The organism is Methanoculleus chikugoensis (assembly GCF_900095385.1).
GTDB lineage: Archaea > Halobacteriota > Methanomicrobia > Methanomicrobiales > Methanoculleaceae > Methanoculleus > Methanoculleus chikugoensis_A.
The window spans coordinates 1-16,785 of sequence record NZ_FMID01000009.1; the positions used below are offsets into that span (position 1 = coordinate 1).

Sequence of the window (16,785 nt, forward strand, 5' to 3'; positions counted from 1 at the left end):
GGCCGGGATCATCACGAACGAACCGGAGAAGAGGGTCTTCGGGGTCGCGACCAGCAGCGGCGTGCTGCAGCGCGTCGAAGAGAAGACGATCATCCTCCCGATGGGAAGCATATCCGGCGTCGCGGCAAGCCTCCTCACGGAGTGCAAGACGCGGGGCATCCCGGGGATAGGGCTCCTCGGCGAGACGGTGAACACCCCCGACCCGCGGTCGTCCGCGGCCACGATCGAGGTCTTGAACCAGATCTACGGCCTCAACCTGGACATCCAGCCGCTGCTCGAACAGGCGGTGGAGATCGAGGCTGCAATGTCCCAGATAGCCGAACAGGTGCAGAAGACCGAGGCCACGCCCCGGAGAGAACAACTGCCGATGTACGGGTGAGGAATCATGAAGTACGCAGCGTTAACCGGAATCTCGCCGTCGGTCATTGCCGAACTCAAGAGCGGCAAGGCCCGCACCCTCGAGCTGAACAGCGCCCACAACATCATCACGCTGACCGAGACTGCCCCCGGCGAGTGCATCTTCATGACGTCGGTCAACGAGGAAGACCTCTCACCCGGCGATCCGGGGATCATGGTCGATCTCCTCGCCCTCAGCATCGGCATGAGACGGATCGAGGTCGCCAACTCGTTCTTCTACGAGGAGCGGGAGCGGATGTCCGCCCGGATCAAGGTCCAGTTCCGTGGGATGACCCTCGCCCGCGACGTGGAAGGGCGGAAGTGGGGAGACCCGACCAAGGTCGAGATCGTCCGGTCGGCATGTTACCGGGCCGGATGATACCTCCCCTTTTTACCCGTCTCCCGACCCTCAAAGGGTTAATATCCCCACGCGACCAAAATGTATGGGAATACCACAGGGGTCTGTGGCTTAGCCAGGACATAGCGCCGGGCTTCTAACCCGGATGCCGGGGGTTCGAATCCCCCCAGGCCCGTCGATTTTTGAAGTTCAGTCACGAGTAACAGGTATGGCCAGCCCCATCCCTCGTTCTCGGGCATAGAGAGCCGGGGGGACTTCGGCACCTCCTCCGAGTCGGGGATGAGAGAGACTCGGCATCGCCCGACCGGATGCCCCGTCGGTGCCATCGATCCCGGGGACAGCGCCCTGATCGACACGACAACGTGCATCACCTGCTGTGCGTGCACCAAAACCTGCCCGCAACACGCCGGATCGATGAAACCCGGGCCGAAAGACGCATCACTGCGCCTTCATACGCTGTAAAGCAATCGGAAGGAGCCGGAATACTTCCTGTAACGGGTAGATTCCTGCCGGTAATCGGGAGATATTTCAGTGATACAGACCGAGATTATACGCATGGAGCACCGTTCGTTCTACGCAGTCCGCCCTCTCCTCCCCGTCTATCCGGAACCGGAGGACATACCGCCTGAACAGAAGCGCTGGATCCTGGTCAGGGAGAGTTCCGTGCTCTTCGCGAGCAAACCGGCACCCGGCACCGTCCTCATGCCGGACCCGCTCCCCGCCGGTCTCGCGTGCGGTGCGCCGGCGTACCTCGGCACCCGCGGCGACGTCGTCTACTACGCTGCCGAGGTCGCTGCCGGTACCGCGCCGCCGGCCGGCTGGCAGCCGTCGCCGGTCAGGGAACTCCGCGGAACGGTTCCGGACGACGACCTTGCCGTTGCCTCCTATGCCGTGCGGATCCTCGACTTCGACCGGTCGACCGCCTTCTGCGGCAGGTGCGGCGCTAAGACCCGCCCGGTCACGACCGAGCGGGCACGGATCTGCACGGCCTGCAACCGGATCGTTTACCCCCGGATCTCCCCCGCCATCATCGTGCTGATCAAGAAGGGGGAGGAGGTCCTGCTCGCCCGTTCCCCCCGCTTCCCGTCAGGGCTCTTCTCGGTCATCGCCGGCTTCAACGAGCCCGGTGAGAACCTCGAACAGACCGTCCACCGCGAAGTCGGCGAGGAGGTCGGCATTGCAGTGCGAAACCTCCGGTACTTCGGGAGCGAGCCCTGGCCGTTTCCCGATTCGCTCATGATCGGCTTCGTCGCGGACTACGCCGGAGGGGAGATCCGGGTCGACAACCAGGAGATCGAGGCCGCCGGCTGGTTCACCCGCGACGCCCTGCCCGCTGTCCCAACGGGAGCGAGCATATCGCGGGCGCTGATCGAGGCCTGGATCCGGCGGGAGATCTAAGAAGTACACCCGTCGGGTTCGTCCGGTCATGGTTCTCACCCGGATTCGCTTCAACGGAGAGTATGAACTACGGGGTTGATGACGGCAGACGGCTCACTACATCTCATGCAGCACGAAACGGTCAGACTGACCGGAAGAGAGGCCGACGGCTACGTCATACCCCTCGGCCCGGTGAACCTTGTCGCGGTGGTGACCGATGCGGGGATGGTCGGTTGCGGCGCGTTCGACGTCGATGCGCTGGAAAAATTCGGCTACCCCGCAGCGCGCGTCAAGCCCGCAGGAGGCGCATCCTCGATCGAGACGGTCGATGACCTCCTCCGCGGCGAGATCAAGGGGGCGAACAGGCATGCAGGGGAGCGCGGCGTCGCCGTCGGCATGACCGGGCGCGAGGCGCTCGACCGGCTTTAGAACGCCCGGCCTGCCCCGTTATAAAAACAAACCTCCCTCCTCCTCGACCATCCTCTCTCCGCCCCGCTCCACCCATAGTTTCAAATATAAGGTGATGCACAATGGCTGCTCGTGAAGCGGGGCTCCATCTCCACCGGGACGGCGACGATCTTCGCCGTCGTCATCGCCGCAGTGATGATGACCGCCGTAGCCGCTGTTCTTCTCCCGCCCGGCGAGACGGCGGGGATCACGGTCCCGGGGCGCTCCTCCGCCTCCCCGGTGGAGGCCGTCGCCGGTTACAACGGGACATCGGTGATACGGATTGCTGCGGATGCCGTCAACCTCACGGAGTGCCGGGTCTACCTCACCGACCCGGGAGGAGTGCTCCATAATGTGGAGACCGCAGTCCTCACGAACACGACCCCCGCTGACGGCCGGGCCGCATACATCTTCTACCTCCCCGTCGACGGCCGCTCCGGCTACTGGATCACCGACGAGCCCGACCTCGTCTTTACGGACACCTACCACTCCGGCATCCGGTCGTTCTCACCCGGCGGCGACTGGCGGGTCGTCGTCTACGACCAGTTGCTCAAGAAAAACAGGGTCGACCGGGTCGTCCTGATCAGCGGACCTTCGTCCCCGGTTTGACCGGGCGAAGGGGGACGAGGAGGGAGGCCTCGTCGCCGGCGGCGAGGATCATCCCCCGGCTCTCGACGCCGAAGATCTTTGCGGGAGCCAGGTTCGCGATCAGCGCCACGTCCCTGCCCACCAGTTCGTCGGGTGCATAGAACTGCGCGATCCCGCTGACCACCTGGCGCTTCTCGCTTCCAAGGTCGACGACGAGTTTGTAGAGCTTCTTCGAGCCCTTGATCGGTTCGGCCGAGACGACCTTTGCTATCCGGATATCGAGGTTTCCGAACTCATCGATCGAGACGGTGGGCATCTTCGGTTCGGCGGCCGCCTTTGCCTTCTCGACCTGCGCATTGAGGGTCGCCTCGAGGGCAGCGACCTGCTCCTTCTCGATCTTCGTAAAGAGGGGGGCGGGTTTTGGAAGCGGGCGGGCGCCGATCGGCACCGTGGCCTCCGCGATCGGATGATCGGCAACCTCGTCCTCGTAGCCGAGCATCGTCCATGCCCGCTGCATCGCATCGGGCATCAGGGGCTGGAAAACCAGGACGAGCGCCTTCACGATCTGGAGGCAGTCGGCGATCACCTGCTGTGCCGCCGCCCGGTCCTCCTTGATCAGTTTCCAGGGGGCGTTGTTCTGGATGTAGCCGTTCCCGTACGACGCGAGCGCCATCATCGTATCGACGGCGTTCTTGAAGTCGTAGTCCCGCATCAGACCGTCGATTCCGGCGAGCGACCGCTCGATCTCCTCGATCACCTCCGGCCGGGGAGCGAGATCGGGAACGCCGGCAAACTCCTTCTCGGCGAAGTACATCGTCCGGTAGATGAAGTTCCCGAGCGTCCCGACGATCTCGTTGTTCACCCGCTCGGCGTAGACCTTCCAGGAGAAGTCGAGCTCCTTCGTGTGGTTCGTGTAGGAGAGGAGGTAGTAGCGGAGGTAGTCCGCCGGGAGGCCCACATCGAGGTAGTCATCGTTCGTCCAGACGACGTAACCGCGGGACTTCGAGAACTTCCGCCCCTCGATCGTGACCATGCCGCTCGCGACCACCGCGTGCGGAAGGCCGTAGCCTGCCCCTTTGAGGAGCGCCGGCCAGAAGATGCAGTGGTGGTAGACGATGTCCCCGCCGATGAAGTGCGTGACCCGTGTGTCGTCGCCGCACCAGTAGTCCTTCCAGTCGGTTCCCGCCTTCTGTGCCCACTCCTTCGTGAACGATATGTAGCCGATCGGCGCGTCGACCCAGACGTAGACGACGAGGTCGTCACGTCCGGGGAACTTGACGCCCCAGTCGAGCGTCCGGGTGATGCACCAGTCGTGCAGGAGCTCCTTCACCCACCCGAGGGCGTAGTTCCGGGCGGTGGACGTGCCTTTGAGGTTCGGGAGGTAGTCGAGGAGGAAGTCGCGGAAGGCCGAGAGTCTGAAGAAGTAATGCTCCTGCTCCCGGTACTCCGCTTTAGCGCCGCAGATCTTGCAGATCGCGTCCTTGATCTCGCCGGGCTCCAGGTGCTGCCCGCACCCCTGGTCGCACTCGTCGCCCCGGGCAACCGCCCCGCAGTGCGGGCAGATCCCCTCCACGTAGCGGTCGGGGAGGAACCGCTCGCACTGCGGGCAGTAACTCTGGCTGACGGTCTCTGCGTAGACGTAGCCGTTCTCGATGAGCCGTTCGACGATCGAGCGGGTGGTCTCGTGGTTCATGGCATCGTCGGTCATCCCGAACCGGTCGAAGACGACCTCCATCCGGCGGAACGTCTCGTAGAAGTGCTCGTGATACCGCTCCGAGAGGGCGCGGGGCGTCGAGCCCTCCTGCTCGGCGCTGATCACGATCGGCGTTCCGTGGTTATCGGAACCGCATATAAAGACGATCTCCTCCCCGGACCGGCGCATATATCGGACATAAAAATCCGCCGGCACGTAGGTCCGCAGGTGCCCGATATGGCAGGGACCGTTCGTGTACGGGAGCCCGCACGTTACCAGCAACGGCTTACCACTCATCCTTATCTACTCTGGTTGCGATGCTAATAAAGATACCAGCGCATGGCACGACAGATTAGAATCCCGGTGAGGTCGTTCGGTTCCGAGGTCGGAACACCCGCGGTTCCAGAGCTCGCGGAGTGGCTGAAGGGGAAGAGAGGGGTGGAAGCGGATCTTACCACCTACCGGCTCGAGCGATCGCTCGACGGACAGGAAGGGGTGGCGGTTCCCGCCGCCGGCGGCGTCTTCTACGGCGAGCGGTTGAGCGGGGCATTCCTCGGCATGGAGGACGGGGTTCTCGTCGGCGAGCCGGGGATCGACCCGGCAGCCGTGGCCGACGACGCCCGGTTTGTCAGGGCAAGACGCAAAGATGCATGGTTCTCCCTCCCCGCTCCCCACATGCTCGGGTTCCGCGACGCCGGTATCGGGGACGAGGAGGAGTTCTCCGAGACGATAGCGGACCTGTACGCCCGTCTTGCGCGTGAGATGCGCGATCAGGGTGCGCAGGGTCACGTTCTCGTCGCAGATGAGGCGGATGCGATCGAACTCGAGGTGCTCGCGGGCAGAAAAATTCTCTTCTTCCCGAGAAACCCGGGATCCTTCGACCTGGAACTGCTGCTCGAATACCAGAGCGCTCTCGTCCTCCCGGCGGCCCATCTCGACCGGGCGCCGGACCTGATGGAGCGGTTCCGCGTCAAAAAACTGATCCTGCTCGACGCGGAGGGGAAGGACCTCGCGGCCGCCACCGTATTCGCCGACCCGGATATGCTCGAGGCGGGCGGCTACTGCGAGGAGTCCTGTCCGGACTACTGGAAAAATCTGGTCGACCGGGCGTTCATTCCTCGATAGACTCCGCTTTCTCTGCAAGGCGGCGGTAGTGGCGGTTCCGCTTGATGAGCCAGAAGAGGAGCCGGTCGAGAAGGGTGAAGGAGAACGTCCCCCCGGCCGCGTGGGGATGGCCGCCGCCGGAGAACTCCCGGGCGATGATGTGGCCGACGGGGGGGACGGAACGGATGGAGATGCGGCCGTTCGAAGAGACGATCACCTCGATATCGGTCTTGAGTTCGTCACGGATGGCGTGAGCGGTCTCGCTCGGGTAGCCGTAGAGGGGCGCGAACGCGATCCGGTAGCGACCGTCCTCGATGATCGTGGTGTGCCGGATGCTCTTTTTGATGTCGCGCTCCATCTCGCGGACGATCTCGTTATACTCGCTCTCGACCTTCGCGTCGACGATCGTGCCCCGGACGAGGTTGTCGCGGACGTACTCACGCCAACCCTTCCGCATCACCACCTGGCCGAGCATCTTCGACCGGGGATCCTGGTGTTTCCAGAGATCGTAGTCGCAGACGACCCGCGCGATCTCTTCGGCCACCGCATCGCCGGGGGCGAGGTCGCGTGCGACGATCCCGGTCGCGCAGGTGGAAACGTCGACGTGGAGGAGGCTCGTCTTCGCATCAACGGCGCGGATCTCCTCGTCCTTCCAGCGGTGATGGTCGCGCCACTCAATCCGCCACCCGTTGGAGCGCGCTTTTGCGAGCCGCTGCTCGACGCCCTGCTGGTAGCCGAGATCCGATATGCTGAGGAGGTCGCCCCGGCCGGGAGAGCCGGCGACGGCGTCGAAAAGGGAGAGAAACTTGCCGACCGAAGACCAGACGGTAAAGACGTCTCCGTATTTCCGGCGGTGAACGGCATCGCTCCCGACGGCGTCGAGGTCGTTGTGCGTGAGGTGCACGACGTGCTCCGTCCTCCCGGAGAGCGCCTGCATCAGGTTCGTGTCCCGGGTGTTCGGCTTTCGATCGCTTCCAGCCATTGTTCTCTATATCGGTGTACACCGTGATAAACAGGCGGTTATGGGTCAGTTCGCGCTCCCCCATCCTGGTGCCGGCGGGTAACCGTCCGGGGAACACAGTATTTATTAGGAACAACCGATAACATTGTAGGGCAGAAGCCCCTGTAGCTCAGACTGGGAGAGCGCCAGACTGAAGATCTGGTTGTCCCCGGTTCAAATCCGGGCGGGGGCACTTCGAGCAACTTTTCTGACGTTTTTGTTCAAAAACTCGGTGCGGCCAGCCTAAGAACATTCAGGGATTACAGAAGCGCATTACCCGGAATGCTCTTATGCGCGCGCTGATGATTGGGTAATGTCCGACCAGAACGCAGATCCGGCTTCCCATGGGCTATCGCGCCTCGGGGGAGGGACCGGGAGGGGGTGCCCCCCTCCCGGCAGAGGCTTTCGGGATGACCTCAATATAACCCCACGCAAAAGGTTGATTCCCTTCACATGCGCGTCGTTGGGCCTTCGAAAAGGGCTAGCACTGTTACGCATAAACCTCTGATTGCATATAACTCTGCTAACGCGTAATTGCAAAATCATCAAATTCATCTACAATATCCAAGTCTCCATTGATTTCAGCCTGTTTGACGAAATTATCAGTGATATCCTTTACCCAGTAAACGAAACTCTCTCCAATTGCTCTCCATTTGGTGATATCGTACTGCATGAAGTATAGGCCCGATAACACCGCAAAAACCCTAACTGTTAAAATAGCGGGACCTGCCAAGCCCCAATGACTCGGACCGTCGTAGAGTCCAGCATCGTTTTCTCTGACGCCTACACCGTTGAATATACCAAACGGAGATGCATGGACCATTTTATGTGATAATGAATACTCCTCATAGGCTACAAAATCATGTGCAATTTCAACCTCTTTCCTAAGATCTGAGAACTGAACCGATTTCAAATTTTTGAAGCACGCTGCGGTTTTCGCCCATTCGTATTTTTCCTTAGCATTGTTACATGAATACAGGTAGGCCTTTGCTGTTTCCTCTCCACATTTCATGAGGAACTCGGACACAACCAGCAATTCAAACAGCGAACGCCAACGAGCAAATGCACCGTTAGCAAATCCGTTTTTAAGGAGGCAGAATATTTCAGCGTAGATCTGGCACGCCCTTGCGTAGTTAGCCATTAACGAATAGTGGAGGAAATTGGTTTCCTTTTTCACTTCATCAGAAAGGATACTTCTAAGGTCATTTTGGTACTCGTTATTGAGGAAAACCGCATGTACGTGAAGGGCATCGCATGCAACGAAGCAATCACCCCATTTTTCTATATTCGCACGAAAAAATTGGGCATCTGCAGCGCATTTGAGGTCATGAAGTTTAAGGAAATTCTTCTTGTACCCCTCATATTTTTGTTCTGCAATTTCAATCTCTCTTTCCTCAAGGAGGACATCAACCAACTCCCCGCTTGCTAATATCTCTATAGACTCTTCTCTAGAGTAACCACGAGACAGGAGTTTGCGAAAAATAGTTTGGAGATCATCATCGGCGCAATCGATCCAAAACTCCCTGTCAACTGGGTCCATACAGTTGACTTTCAGTTATAATATTGTAAAGCGTTTTTCATAACGATGCTTGGTTAAGGCTGCTCCTCGGGAACCACAGCCCAACTTCGGGCTAATTGCAGTATCCATAGCCCTATCTGCTCCAAAAGAGACGGTGACTCGGTGCTCACACGGGCAATCCAGAGAGCAATTGAGTACGTCCAGTATATCAGCGCTGGCCATCCCCATATCCCGCCAAATCTCAATCCCAGCAAAGCGCTCCTAACGATACCAAAGCGCTGATGCTCGGCCAATAGCCTCTTTTAACCCTCCAGTTCACGCAAGCAGCGAGCGAGACGGGAAACGCGAACAGATCCACCAGACGACCGATTCCCGTCATGCCAGGGTGTAACCGGATCGCGCCCTTTTGGCACGCTGGAAGCGTTCTGCCATCTCGAACCGCTCTGATGCATCAAGGAACGATTCGGCCGCCTTGAGCAGCCGCTCTTCGCTGTCGACATGGAATTGCACCCCCCGTTTCAGATCCTGGACGGCAGAAACCCATTCTGTTCCGGTTATCTCGCTCCGGTCCAGCTGGTTCAGGCCTATCCCGATTGAGTTGTGCTCGGCGAGAGAGTCTTCGATGCGTTCATACATTTCGGACCTCATCCGCTCGTATATCGTCACCTCCTCACCGTACATGTGCGAGTACAGCAGTCCTCTGGCAACGCTGTAGGTCTCGGAGGCTGCGCGATCGTGCACCTCCAGATCGTCCAGCACCTCCAGGATTTGCTCGTGATTCTGCCTGATCATCTCGATAATGTCCCGGTCCACGTACACTCCCCCGGCTACCGTCCCTGAGACACCGGTCGGAATCGATAACAGTATCGCCCGAGGAGTTCCTGGCAGGATCTCATGCTGTTAAGACTCCATCGACCTCACCATCGCCGCCACGGCCACGCCGACCTGCATCTGCCGCCACCCTTCGACGTCACGGCCCGCCGGCTATGCAGACAGTCTATCTATCATTAAGACAGAGAGAATTCGATGCGTGTCAAATTCTGCGGAACCGCAAGCCTTGCGGATATGCGGTGCGCAGTCGATGCAGGCTGCGACGCCGTGGGGTTCATCATGGGCGTGACCCACCAGAGCAGCGACTTCGTAACGGCAGCAGAAGCCGCGAAGATGATACGCCGTCTTCCTCCGTTCATCGAACCGGTCGCGGTCACCCACCTGCAGGAGACGGACAACCTCATCCGGCTGGTGAGAGAGTCGCACTGCACGACGCTGCAGGTTCAGAACGCCGTCGAACCCGCCGAACTGGACGCCGTCCGCGACGCTCTCCCCTACCTCAAGATCGTGAAAGCCGTTCACGTGACGGACGTATCGGCGATCGAGACGGCAAGACGCTACGAGCCCTACGCCGACGCGCTCCTCCTCGACACCAGAACCCGGGAGAGACTCGGGGGGACGGGGATCCCTCACGACTGGAATATCAGTGCGAAGATCGTGGCGGACTCTGCAATCCCCGTGATACTCGCAGGAGGGCTCACGCCGGAGAACGTCCGAGCCGCAATACGGAAAGTTCGCCCGTACGGGGTCGATGTGCATACCGGCGTCAAGAAAGACGGTGTTCGTAACCCTGAGAGAACTTTGGCTTTTGCTCGCGAAGCACGGAACGCTCTGGACGGGTAGGACATCCCGTTCGGCCGTCCTCCTGCACCCGCCGGGAAGGCTTCGTGCTCTTTCTGCGAGAGGCTATCCGGCCCGAAAAAAAGTTTTCCTGTCTTCACCACCGGCGCCCGCGTCCGCCGCCGAAGCCGCGGCCACGACCGCACCCGTATGGGATTCCGCCTCGCCCAAGGCCGTAAACCGGCTGCTGCTCAGCCGGGGTCTCCCGGGTGGTCTCGCTCGTCTCTCCGGCAGGGCTGCCCTCTGCCGGCGGCTGCGGCGGCAGGACACACCGGCCCATGCGCCGCCCGGCCATCGGCCCCATACCCCGGGGCCCGGTACCATCGAATCCTGGCATTTTTGTTCACCTCAGTTGTAACATATTACTCATATGCGCTAAATAATATAAAGTTATCCCTCCCGGCAGGGTATGTTCACCCATGAACAGACCGTAAAATCTTCACGCATAACCGCCGATATCGCCGCCTGCAAGACCGGCTTCCCCCGGAACACCGCATGCCAAAGTTTACTGTCGATCAGGTTCCACCCCAGATACACAGAACGGCCGAACGTACCATGCCCTCCCCACCAGTATCCAATGAACTGCTCATCCCACGCGCCACCATTGACGAACTCGAAGACGGCGTGCTCCTGCTCGACGCCGACAGAAGAGTGGTGCGGGTCAACCGGGTCTTTCAGAGCCTTCTATCGCTGCCGGACGCCAGGAATCTCACCGGGGCGGACGGGATGGCGCTCGTCCGTACCCATCTTGCACCGCTCATCGACGACGCGGGAGTGGTTGGGCGGCTGCTCGCGGCACTCCGGGACAGAGAACCGCTCTCCGGGATGGAGTGCCGGATCGCTCCCGACCGCTGGATGGCATACTCGGTCCGGGTTCCGGGCGACGGCACGGTACTCCTCCTCGTCAGCGACATCTCCGCGAGGAAGAAGAGCGAACAAAAGCACCGCCTTCTCGAAGCGGAGCAGAGGCACTACCGGGAACTCTTCGACCTCGCCCCCGACGGCTACTTCGTCTGCGACCCCGCCGGGACGATCCTCGACGTGAACCGGGCGGGAGCCCTCCTCCTCGCGAAAGACCGCCGGAACCTGATCGGAACGCCCGGGACAGATTACGTCGCCCCCGAGGACAGGAAGGCCTGCCGTGACCTCGTCGCGCAGTTCGAGGCCGGGGCCGTGGGTCCCCTGCGCGGGATCGAGGTCACGGTACAGCCGGCGACCGGGGAGCCAATTCCCGTCTCCCTTTCCGCCACGGGCGTCTACGACGACCGGGGCAGCCTCACGGAGATCCTGTTGCTTGCCCGGGACACCACCCACAGGACGCAGGTGGACGCGGAACGGGAGCGGCTGCTCGCCGAGAACCAGTCGCTCGCGGCGAACCTTGCAACAGAACGCGACGTCCTCCGGACGATCATGGAGCACACCGACGTCCACCTCGCCTACCTCGATCCCCATTTCCGGTTCGTTCGCGTGAACACGGCCTACGCAGAAGGTTCGGGATACAAGAAAGAGGAACTCCTCGGCCGCAACCATTTCGACCTCTTCCCGAACCCGGAGAACCAGGTGGTCTTTGAGCGGGTGCGCGATACCGGCAAGCCGTTTCGGATATACGCAAAACCGTTCACCTACGAGAATCAGCCGGAACGCGGGACGACCAACTGGGACTGGAGCCTCGTGCCGGTGAAGGATGCCCGTGGAGGCGTCCAGGGGCTTGTGCTCTCGCTTGCCGACGTCACGGAACGGATACGGGCCGGTAACGAGATCCTGATCCGGAACAAACGGCTCGCCGTCCTGAACGCCGTCATCGCAGCCTCGGCATCCGCGTTCACCCTGGACGAACTGCTCGACAGGGCGCTTGACGCCGTCCTTGACAACCTCGGATTCGATCTCGGGCTGATCTACATGCTGGAGGAGGGGGAGCGGATGCAGGCGACCGTCCGGTGCCACCGGAAGGTCTCGGAGTTCGCCCTGATGCATAACGGGAGACTCGACCTCCGGCACTGGCCCTACAACCTGGTGTTCGTCGCGGGGCAGCCGTGGTTCGTCGAGGGAGGGGAAGATGCATCCGGTCGGAATCTGGATATCCTCGCGGACTTCGGCGCCGTTTCCCTGGCCTTCATTCCGCTCGCCGCCGAGTCCTCCATCATCGGGGCGCTCGTGCTGGGGAGCACCGACACCCGGGCGATCCCAAAGGAGACGCGGCTGATCCTCGAGGCGGTCGGCCGTGAGGTCGGGGGCGGGGTTCTCCGGGGGATACTCTACTCACGGCTCGAGGAGGCGCACCGGGAGGCGAACCTCTACCTTGACATCCTCACCCACGACATCCGGAACGCCGACAACGTCACGAACATCTACGCCGAACTGCTCGATGAAGCACTTTCCGGGAAGGAGCGGGAGTACCTGCTGAAACTCCGGGCCGGTATCCGAAAGAGCATCGAGATCACCGCAAACGTCGCCACGATCCGCAAGATCCGCGAGAGCCGGGCGGCGCTCCGCCCGGTCGACCTGGACGGGGTGATCCGCGAGGAGATCGCTCACCATGCAGACGCTCGCATCACCTATGAGGGGCTGCAGATGATGGTCTTCGCCGACGACCTCCTCTCCGAGGTCTTCACGAACCTCATCGGCAACGCCGAGAAGCACGGCGGGCCGGGCGTCGAGATAGAGATCGCCGTCGAGGATGCGGAAGAAGGGATGGTTCAGGTCGCCATCGCCGACACCGGCCCGGGAGTTCCTGACGATATGAAAGAGACAATATTTGCCCGGTTCGAGCAGGGGAAGGGGCAGGGAAACGGCCAGGGTCTCGGGCTCTCGATCTGTCGGATGCTTGCTGCCCGCTACGGCGGGAAGATCTGGGTTGATGACCGGGTGCCGGGCCACCCGGAGGCAGGAGCGGCGTTCCGGTTCACCCTCAGGGAGGCTGACGGCGGCGAATCTTCGGCGCCGGATGCATAACGGCCGGGCGCAGGATCCGTCACGGTCGTTACGCGAAGTTCGGCAGATGGGTATGGCAACTCCCCTTCGTGGCTTCGTGCTCTTCGCACCCGCGGGGCTCCGTCCGCTGCAAAAAAAGGTATTCACCGGGCCGGCACCGCTGCCATGCCCTTCTCGACCCGGCGAGCCATCTCCTGCTTGACCTTCCTGATGTTCTGCATCTGGTCGCGCTCAGCAAGGGTCGGGCCCGCTTTCCCGACGACCTCCTCGCTCGGGACGCCCTTTGCATTCATGACACGCTGGTAGCCGAAACTCGCCCAGTCGTCCGGGAGGTCGCGCATCCGCACATACTCCATGTTGTTCGGCGCGATATCGAGTTGGGCGTCGATGACGCTGTTGACGTAGTCTTTGTTCTCCTCGAAGACGACCAGGGGCTCGATGACGTCGGCCTTCACGATATCCTGGATGTCGCGGCCCTCATACTGCTTGATGAGCCGTGCACACTCGTTGAAGTGCGTGACTTCCATCTTCATGAAGTTCTCCCAGATCCCCTTGATCCTCGGGTCGCTCTCCTGCTCTGCAAAGGAGTAGTAGAGGTACGCCTCGTTGAGTTCTATCATCGCCATCTTCTCAAGCATCGTCTCGTTCGGGTCGCCGAGCAGACCATACTGGGTGACGTGCTGCTCCTCGATCTCCGCGATCTCGGCGTACAGTTGCCGCGCGATCTCGTCGGGATACATGAACCCGTGCGCCCGGTAGTAGAGCATCGTCTGCTGTTCTCCGGCGGTGATCGTGATGTAGTTCATCTTCGTCTTGATGTCGGCCGTATCCCTGTCGTAGTGCTTGCGCATCGAGTCATAGGGGTGGCGGTGCTCGATGCTCGTCGGCCGGCCGGGCTTGACCTCGGTCCTGCCCTGGACGATCGAGTCGGGGTCGCCTCCCTCGATGTAGTCGTAGAGGCAGCTGTAGCGGTAGAGGTGGTCGAAGTCCTCGAGCAGGGCAAAGTCCAGCGTCTGCTTCACGTAGGGATCCGGCTCGTTCTGCGCCAGGTTCGCGGTGAGGTCGACCGCCACCTGCTCGTAGCCGAGGGTGGTCTCGATGATCGACTGGTCGGCCGGGTTGAGCCAGTTGACCGTCTCCTGCTGCTGGGAGTCGATCCGCCGCATCAGGGCCATCGACTTCTTCACCCCGGGATCCGGGTGCATTCGCTCGATCGCGTGCGACATCAGGACGGCGTTGTTCTCGATCCCGTTCATGAGGATGACCCGGGTCCGGGTGTAGGCGTCGACCGCCTTCTTGTCGTACGGGGCCGGGACCATATCCTTCCAGTTCATGGGCTGCTCTTCGATAGGCATGCCCTCCATCTCGAATGGTTTGAATTGCGCCATCTCGTCTTCCTCCATAACCCCCGCATATCCATCGGCACGGGCATCCCCGGCAGTACGGCGGCACGGGCGGTGAACCTTGCAGTCCCCCCGCACCCCGGAAAACCGGGGGTTGCTCCCCATGCCGGTCACGCCACAAAAACTTAACGGCCGGCAGACGAATTTGCAAAGAACAACCCTCGAACCCGCATCGAGAGCAGTTCCGATGACACCGGGGGATAATCCGGGCCGGCACCATTCCGGCCCTCCGGGGGACCGCAACGTATACATCACCGGGGGTGTTGCTGCACGAGAAGGCGACCGGGATGACCAGGGCAACCGGGTACGAAATGTTAAGTATGCCGGCTCGAGAGGGGGGCGCGGATGGTGACCGGCCATCCGACAGACCAGACTGCAGGAGGCAAGGATCGTGACAGGAAGAGAAGACGACCCCTCCGGCCCCGGGCGGCGGCAGGAAGGGGATCAGAGAGCGAACAACCGGGAGGGCGGGGAGAGAGGCGGGTTGCCGCCGGTCTCACGCGGCGGCAGCCGCGACTTCCCCGGCCTCTCTGCAGAATTCCGGGTCGACATTCTCGAACACGGCGACGAGGTGATCGTCGTTGCGGAACTGCCCGGCGCAGAAAAGGACGAGATCCGGATCAACCTGCTGAACCCTCAGATTCTGCGAATAACAGCGAGGCGCGCCGGAACGGTCGAGGAGGAGCCGGGGAAGTACTACGTCCACGAACGCGGAGACGGCACCCTGAGCCGGATGATACGCCTGCCCGCGAGTGTGGTAGAAGAAGGCGCCGGGACCGGGTTCAAGAACGGCGTCCTCGAAATCCGCCTGAAGAAGATGAGGAGACTGTCCGGACCCGGCGGCAAGAAGATCCCCATCGGGTGACGGCGCCGACGCGGGGCAGGTGCACCGCCGGAGTGTAGCGGGCGGGCACGCATCAGTGCCGGGCCGCGCACCCGGCCATCCGGGTCGTCACCACCTGCGGGTGATAGCAGATGACGCTGTCCCGGGCGGTGATCCTGCCGTTGACCACCTGGTCGATGGCAGTGAGGTGATCCTGCACGCCCCGGGTGAGAAGGTAGTACTCCCGCACGAACTCCCTCCCTCGTGCGCCCATCTCGTGGGCCAGCTCCGGGTTCCTGAGGAGATGGAGGATCCGATCGGCGGTCTCCCGGATCGTCGAGACCAGGTAGCCGTTCCAGCCGTCGCGGATCTGGAGCGGTATGCCGCCGACGCTCCCGGCGATGACCGGTTTCTCCTTCCAGAGCCCTTCGGTCACCGTCAGTCCGAACCCCTCTTTGATGGACTTCTGGACGATCATGTCAGACGCCCGCTGGATCGCGTTGATCTCGCGGTGACTGTCCGGCGGGAGGTCGAGGATATGGATATCGGGATCGTCCTCGGCCGTCTCACGGACCTCGCGCAGGACGATGAAACATTCCGGGTCGTCGCACGCCCGCCCGCCGACGAGAACGAGCTGGCAGGGTATCTTCCGGCGAACCATCTTGAACGCCTGGATGACCCCGACCGGGTCTTTGAAGGTGTCGTACCGGGAGACCTGGGTGACGATCGGCTTCTCCGGGTCGATGCCGTACTTTGCGAGAGTAGCATCGATCTCGGATACGGGGAGATCGCGGTTCTTCTCGGACAATGGGTCGATGAACGGCGGGATGATGAAACTCGGCACGTTCCAGAGAGGAAGATACTGGAAACTGGAGAATATGCCGGCATGGTACTTCTCGACCAGCCTTCGCAGGATGCTCCCCATGCTCCCGACGGTTGCTGTGGGTATCGTCTCCAGCTGGACGTGGCACCGCCAGAGCAGCCTTTTTCGTTCGAGTTCCCGGTTCGTCAGGAACTCGACGAGGCCGAGCGGCTGAGGATCGTGGATGGTCACGACGTCGGAATCGTCCTCGATCAACCCTTCGTTCTGCCGCTGTGCCTCCCAGTAGGTCTCGATCATCTCCGGTGAGAACCCGCCTCCCCGACCCTGAAGGAAGTTGTGGAGCGTCTTTGTCACGTCGAAGAACGCCGGTTCGGCCTCCATGACGCTCCAGGTTGTATCGAGGCCGAGCGCGTTGAGAAACGGAACGTACGAGATCAGGATCTCCGAGACGCCGCCACCGTAGCGGGTCGAGTTGATCTCCTGGACCCTGACGCCGGAGAGGCGCCCGGCAAGTTCCTCGATCGCCGAAAACTGCTTTGTACCCGCGATCCGCTGATATTCCCTGAGAGAGGGATACCCGGGGAGATCCGTAACAATCATATGAGGAACACTACCCGGCAATACGCACTCAACCGATAAAATGCCTTTCGGT

General features: G+C 61.5%; 15 protein-coding genes and 2 tRNA genes. 11 read left to right on the top strand and 6 right to left on the bottom strand.

From position 1 onward, the window contains the following. From L21_RS01720 to L21_RS01750, 6 genes are all read left to right on the top strand, one after another. Positions 1–379, top strand: a 379-nt coding sequence (locus L21_RS01720; RefSeq protein WP_178377661.1) for a proteasome assembly chaperone family protein, incomplete at its 5' end; no start/stop codon positions are given. A gap of 6 nt (positions 380–385) precedes the next feature. Beyond that, positions 386–775 carry a DUF473 domain-containing protein gene (locus tag L21_RS01725; protein ID WP_074368782.1) on the top strand — a complete coding sequence of 130 codons (390 nt, stop codon included), beginning with the start codon at positions 386–388 and terminating at the stop codon, positions 773–775. Between the two features lie 79 nt (positions 776–854). Next, a tRNA-Arg gene (locus L21_RS01730) sits at positions 855–929 on the top strand. Between the two features lie 356 nt (positions 930–1,285). After that, entirely contained in the window at positions 1,286–2,152 is an 867-nt protein-coding gene (gene nudC / locus L21_RS01740; protein ID WP_256711962.1) for an NAD(+) diphosphatase, read from the top strand. 105 nt (positions 2,153–2,257) lie between these two features. Next, on the top strand, positions 2,258–2,560 hold the full coding sequence (locus L21_RS01745; protein ID WP_074368784.1) for a YunC family protein: 303 nt from the start codon (positions 2,258–2,260) through the stop codon (positions 2,558–2,560). A 111-nt stretch (positions 2,561–2,671) separates the two neighbouring features. Further along, positions 2,672–3,187 carry a hypothetical protein gene (locus L21_RS01750; RefSeq protein WP_074368785.1) on the top strand — a complete coding sequence of 172 codons (516 nt, stop codon included), beginning with the start codon at positions 2,672–2,674 and terminating at the stop codon, positions 3,185–3,187. On the opposite strand, the gene metG is transcribed toward L21_RS01750, so the two are convergent. Further along, positions 3,162–5,156 (bottom strand): methionine--tRNA ligase, encoded by a 1,995-nt coding sequence (metG, locus tag L21_RS01755; RefSeq protein ID WP_074368786.1) that lies wholly within the window; start codon positions 5,154–5,156, stop codon positions 3,162–3,164. The genes L21_RS01750 and metG overlap by 26 nt on opposite strands. Before the next feature lie 42 nt (positions 5,157–5,198). Between metG and L21_RS01760 the strand changes: the two genes are divergently transcribed. Continuing rightward, positions 5,199–5,984, top strand: a complete 786-nt coding sequence (locus L21_RS01760) for a hypothetical protein (RefSeq protein ID WP_074368787.1) — start codon at positions 5,199–5,201, stop codon at positions 5,982–5,984. On the opposite strand, the gene L21_RS01765 is transcribed toward L21_RS01760, so the two are convergent. Then, positions 5,971–6,945: a DHH family phosphoesterase gene (locus tag L21_RS01765; RefSeq protein ID WP_074368788.1), complete on the bottom strand. Its 975-nt coding sequence runs from the start codon at positions 6,943–6,945 to the stop codon at positions 5,971–5,973. The two genes, L21_RS01760 and L21_RS01765, sit on opposite strands and share 14 nt — an antisense overlap. A 137-nt stretch (positions 6,946–7,082) precedes the next feature. Between L21_RS01765 and L21_RS01770 the strand changes: the two genes are divergently transcribed. Then, positions 7,083–7,156: transfer RNA gene (locus L21_RS01770), tRNA-Phe, on the top strand. Between the two features lie 330 nt (positions 7,157–7,486). Here L21_RS01770 and L21_RS01775 read toward each other — a convergent pair. Next, the gene (locus L21_RS01775) at positions 7,487–8,503 is read right to left on the bottom strand and encodes a DUF5677 domain-containing protein (RefSeq protein ID WP_074368789.1); all 1,017 of its coding nucleotides are present in this window, start codon (positions 8,501–8,503) and stop codon (positions 7,487–7,489) included. A 354-nt stretch (positions 8,504–8,857) separates the two neighbouring features. Then, positions 8,858–9,295, bottom strand: a complete 438-nt coding sequence (locus tag L21_RS01780) for a hemerythrin domain-containing protein (protein WP_143727182.1) — start codon at positions 9,293–9,295, stop codon at positions 8,858–8,860. Between the two features lie 213 nt (positions 9,296–9,508). Between L21_RS01780 and L21_RS01785 the strand changes: the two genes are divergently transcribed. Next, positions 9,509–10,156 (top strand): phosphoribosylanthranilate isomerase, encoded by a 648-nt coding sequence (locus L21_RS01785; RefSeq protein ID WP_074368791.1) that lies wholly within the window; start codon positions 9,509–9,511, stop codon positions 10,154–10,156. Between the two features lie 552 nt (positions 10,157–10,708). Beyond that, positions 10,709–13,105, top strand: coding sequence for a sensor histidine kinase (locus tag L21_RS01795; protein ID WP_074368793.1), 2,397 nt, complete (start codon positions 10,709–10,711; stop codon positions 13,103–13,105). 122 nt (positions 13,106–13,227) lie between these two features. Here L21_RS01795 and L21_RS01800 read toward each other — a convergent pair whose 3' ends face one another. After that, positions 13,228–14,487: a ferritin-like domain-containing protein gene (locus L21_RS01800; RefSeq protein WP_256711963.1), complete on the bottom strand. Its 1,260-nt coding sequence runs from the start codon at positions 14,485–14,487 to the stop codon at positions 13,228–13,230. Between the two features lie 391 nt (positions 14,488–14,878). Between L21_RS01800 and L21_RS01805 the strand changes: the two genes are divergently transcribed. Then, positions 14,879–15,352, top strand: a complete 474-nt coding sequence (locus tag L21_RS01805; protein WP_074368794.1) for an Hsp20/alpha crystallin family protein — start codon at positions 14,879–14,881, stop codon at positions 15,350–15,352. Between the two features lie 52 nt (positions 15,353–15,404). On the opposite strand, the gene L21_RS01810 is transcribed toward L21_RS01805, so the two are convergent. Next, positions 15,405–16,733, bottom strand: coding sequence for a glycosyltransferase (locus L21_RS01810; protein ID WP_074368795.1), 1,329 nt, complete (start codon positions 16,731–16,733; stop codon positions 15,405–15,407). Positions 16,734–16,785: the final 52 nt, after the last annotated feature.